The 4538-nt window shown below is 35.3% G+C and carries 3 protein-coding genes; all 3 read right to left on the reverse strand.

Translation table 11 applies throughout. The annotated features are described in order from the left end of the window. The coding region (locus tag HX049_RS18155) for a gliding motility-associated C-terminal domain-containing protein (RefSeq protein ID WP_286417777.1) at positions 1 to 1067 on the reverse strand (1067 nt) is incomplete at its 3' end. Between the two features lies 1 nt (position 1068). Then, a complete protein-coding gene (locus tag HX049_RS18160) occupies positions 1069 to 3120 on the reverse strand; it encodes a hypothetical protein (protein ID WP_286417779.1) in 2052 nt (683 codons plus the stop codon). Between the two features lie 95 nt (positions 3121 to 3215). Beyond that, on the reverse strand, positions 3216 to 4538 hold a 1323-nt coding region (locus tag HX049_RS18165; protein WP_286417781.1), incomplete at its 5' end, for a hypothetical protein.

Raw genomic sequence — 4538 nt, forward strand, 5'->3', positions numbered from 1 at the left:
TAAATCTCTACTGTATTATTAGGGAATCTGTTGATATTATCTATGATAAAGTAATCATTCTTTCCATCTCCATCAGGTGTCACAAGATTATAAATAACAATATCTCCATCTAAGATTAGATCTGTATTTACTGTAGCTAATGTAAAGAATCCGTACCCCTTAACACTAGTAGGTGTAGTAATCTCTTTCTTCTCTAGATCTACTACTCCACCTTCATCTACCCAAAGCTGCTGATTAGCATCCCAACGTACAATGTGTAATTCTTTCTCTGGGTTAGCTAATAACTCTTTAGGCGTAGTACGCTCATCCCAACTCAGCGTCAGCATAATATCACCTTTGCTGTTATCACTTCCTTTATCTACTGTCCAGTACTCGCGCTCATCTAGTAAGTTAATCACTCCTGACTTTGCACTACGGGCTGTAAAGAAGTTCTTATCATCTAAGTTATACTTTCCTTGATAAGCATCCTTTACGTTATCTGGTGCGGTAATTCTAGCATAGCGGTATAGTCCTTTATCTCCTTTAGGATACTGGAACTCCTCATTACCTATCTTCTCTACATAACCTTCTGCGTGACTTCTATCAGTAGGATGTAAAGCCTTGGCTCCTTGATGAAAGGTTAGCATTCCTTTTAAAGAATCAACCTTAATGATACCATCTTTAAAATCTACTGATCCACGTATATTAGCTTCGTTTTTAAGATTAAAAGCTACAACTGGCTCAGCATTATCTAAAACTACATTATAAAAGTCAGTAGGTTTACTCCCCGATATAAGCTGTTGTCCTGTTTGATCTTCGTATTTAGTGAAGACAGCAACAGATTTTGTAGCATTATCTTTGTGATAATATAGGTTTTCATTCTTAAAGTTATTGTAGTAATAGGCTGAACCGTTATTCTCTACTATTCCTTTTTCTGTATTAGTAAAGTCATAAATAGTAGATAATAAACCTCCTTCTGCAATAGAGAATTTTCCTTGGTTAACTAGAACCTGATCTTTCTTCTCTTTTTGAGCGATACTAGGTAAACTTATCAAGAGCCCACCTAGTATTATTATTTTCTTTTTCATACTACTTTCTTCTTTTTATTGTTTTACTAGTAGTAGTAGGATTAGTAATAATCAAAGGCTTTTTACAGTTATCTTGATCTGTAATTACCTCTACTATACTAGATGATATACAATCTCCCGTAGTTATCGTCCATCTAAACTTATATCCCCCTGTCGCATCCATACCTGCAATAATTGTTTTAGGGTTAGAATCATCGCTAAACGTTGGTGACATACCTACCGGAGCTGATTCTACAGTCCACTTTCCTTGACCTGCACCTGGATCATTACCTACTAAAACAGTACGGGCTCTACAATAAAGATTATCTTGATTACTACCGGCATTTGCTCCTACCTGTTCAGATACTATAACTTTAAAAATAGTCTCTCGAGATGCTCCTGAACACGCATATTCTTGTTTAACAAGCCAATCTACATCATCGATATACCCTTCGATTTTAACCTTAAAAACATATTCTCCTGCCCTATCTAGATTATGAATAACTGTCTGATTACTCTTTAATGATCTAGTAGTTAGATAAGAATCATAGGTAGGTGTGGCTGACCCTGCAGGTTTAGAAACTAATGAAATCTCATACTTCCCAGAATACCCCTTCATATATGTGGGATCTATTACTTCCTGAAAAGCAGGAGGTAAAGGTACAATGGCATCTACCACCCCAGAACCAGGGTAACATACTACCACATCTTCTATTTTAAGATCAGGTCTATTTCCATCTGATACATGAATGTAATAATTTGTATTACGTGAACATTCACCATTTCTACTATTTATCGAAATAACATAAGTCCCTATTCTCCACCCCCCAACAGGTGGAGTAACTTTAAAATACCTTTTAGCTAATCCTTCTCCAAATGTTTCAATTGTTGGCTTTTCCTCTCCTGGCATACTTTGGACTTTAGCTGATACTGTTATGGTTGTTGGATCATCTATTGAATCAATAGAATAATTAATATTCACAGGAGTTAGACTTCCCTCCATATTACATAACAATTCTCCTCCTGAACCACTTCCCGCATAAACCATATACTGCTCAGGATGATTAGAATCTAAAAAACTAATCGGACTTGGTTGCACCCCTTTCTTAATATAAGTTAATATCGGAGTAGTGTATTCTCCAGTACTATTTTTAATTGTTAGTGTAAATTTATACTCTCCTAGAGCGGTTGTCTTAAATTCAATTCTTCTAGTAGCAAAATCTAAATATTGAATACTCCCCCCTACAGGTGTACTTATTGTATTTAAAACTATAGTTGTTCCAAAAATTGGGTTACCTGCTGCATTTGGTTGATATGTATCAAAAAATGGTGATGTTGCTAAAGGATTATAGTAGTTTATAGCATCCATACTGCTAACACATACTTCAGATTTCTCTGGAAATATCACTTTAGGATTAGGAATAAATCGAACAATGATAGATTTCTCAAAAGTACAATTAGGATTATATAAAGATCTTATTTTTAAGTAAATACGGTATGCAGGATCAACATCATGATCTGCCTTTTTAATTAAGCTAAAAGTGGGGTTTGCAATATTAGTTGCACTAAGTTGAGCATTATTTGAATTCTCGTAACCAAATCGCTCATATTCAAAAATATTAAGTACTCTCCACTCTCCAGTAAACCCTTCAGGTATTACACCGTTTAAATTCACTGTTCCTATTGTTGCTGGAATGGTTAAAACATCCGAACCTGCTGTAAATGAAGATGTATCTCCAGTAGATTTAATTTGTACATCAGAATAAACAGATGTGGTTGAATTAATAACTTTAGTCAACCTAAAAGTATAAACCCCTGGCTTATTCATCCCTGTAACCAAAGGAGTTAGAATATTTGGATCACTAAAGACTGGATCTGTAGCTCCACTAGGCTTATTAAATACTGTCCAAGTTAGTCCTGAAGCATCACTATCTTGTGTACTTCCCTTTAGAGTATATTCTGTACCACAAATAATTGCCTCTCCCCCTGCATTGACAGATTGAGCATAGCCTACTACAGCACTTACCAAAACAAATACTAGAATGTATAGGTATTTATATATATTATAATTCATAAACTTATCATTATTAATTAAGTAACTCATCGTTACAATTACTTAGCTATATATCTAGGCTTGCCAATAAAAGACAAGCCCAGAAAAATAGTTTATTAATTATCGTCTCTTACTGCAAATACTATATTCATAAATGTACCTACAGAGACATCTGCTCCATCTTTTAATTCATAATTTAGTATTCCATCATTATCCACTGTTACTGTTTCAAACACATTAGTATCATACCAAGTAATATAATAATCTAACTCTCCTTTTGGCAATACTGGTAGATCTGTACTTTTACCTGGGTTCGACTCTTTAGGAGAACCAAACTGTGTTACATAACGTCCATATAAATCTATCTTCCCTTGTAACGTTCCATCTACGAAAGTATCATTTGGCCCTGCTCCTGCTCCTGAAGCATTCATCTGTTCTGCACTCGTAGGGATAACAATAGAAGGCATATAGAAGAATTTCGGCATTGCAGCTTTTAAAGCCTTAATCACATCTCCATTACTATCCACTGCTAATAAGCGTTGAGTTTGCTGATCTTGCACATTTTTCTTATCTAATCCACTCAGAGCTAAAGTACTTGTGCTTGTTGTTACAATCTTAGTAGCTTTTAATAGAGTACCTCCTAACTGAACATTCGTTTCTGTTTTAGTTAATCCATTATCAGCTGTAATAACTTCTCCTACATTTGATTTATCCTCCCATTTTGGTTTTCCAGTAGAGTCAGTTACTAATACTTGATTTTTCCCTCCATCAGCCATATCAATTGGTTGAATCGTTCCATCTTTAATTTTAGTAGATGTAATAGACCCATCTTTTACTCTAAGACTCGTTTCAACCAATACAGCTTTCACTCCTCCAGAAACAATTTCTATTGTTGACTCTTCTTCATCAGCTGCTTTAAGATCTTTAGCATTTAATACATTAGTTACATCTATACTAGGTGTCCCTGCTATCCATTCTGTTCCATTATACACTAATGCTTGTCCTTCAGTGGTTGGAGCTGTCTGACTAACTGGTTTTCCTTTTAATGATGTTAGTTTATTAGCATTTGCTGACCCTGTTACATCTCCTGATAAGATTAGCCCAGATATATCTGCATTTACAATATAAGGCTTATTTTCAGACCCATCCCCTTCAATAGTGATAGCTGTACCAGCTATAGTTTTACCACCAATACCATCTTTACCATCTACTCCATTTTTAACTGTTACTTCATTTCCTGATCCATCTTTAATAGTAGCTGATCCATCAGGGTTATTAGTTAATGTTACAGATAATCCATCTTCTCCTTTGTCTCCATCTGCTCCTTTAGGACCTAAGATATTTGTCCACTTGTTGGTTGTAGGATCATATACCCATACTCCTGAATCATTGTGAACAATAGTTACACCTTCACCTGGGCCTCCTGCTTCGCCTGGTTT

Source organism: Myroides odoratimimus, assembly GCF_030326305.1.
GTDB classification, from domain to species: domain Bacteria; phylum Bacteroidota; class Bacteroidia; order Flavobacteriales; family Flavobacteriaceae; genus Flavobacterium; species Flavobacterium odoratimimum_A.

Bases quoted from the DNA above. Each gene is read 5' to 3' on its own strand.
- HX049_RS18160 (WP_286417779.1), bottom strand. From the start codon at position 3,120: ATGAATTATAATATATATAAATACCTATACATTCTAGTATTTGTTTTG.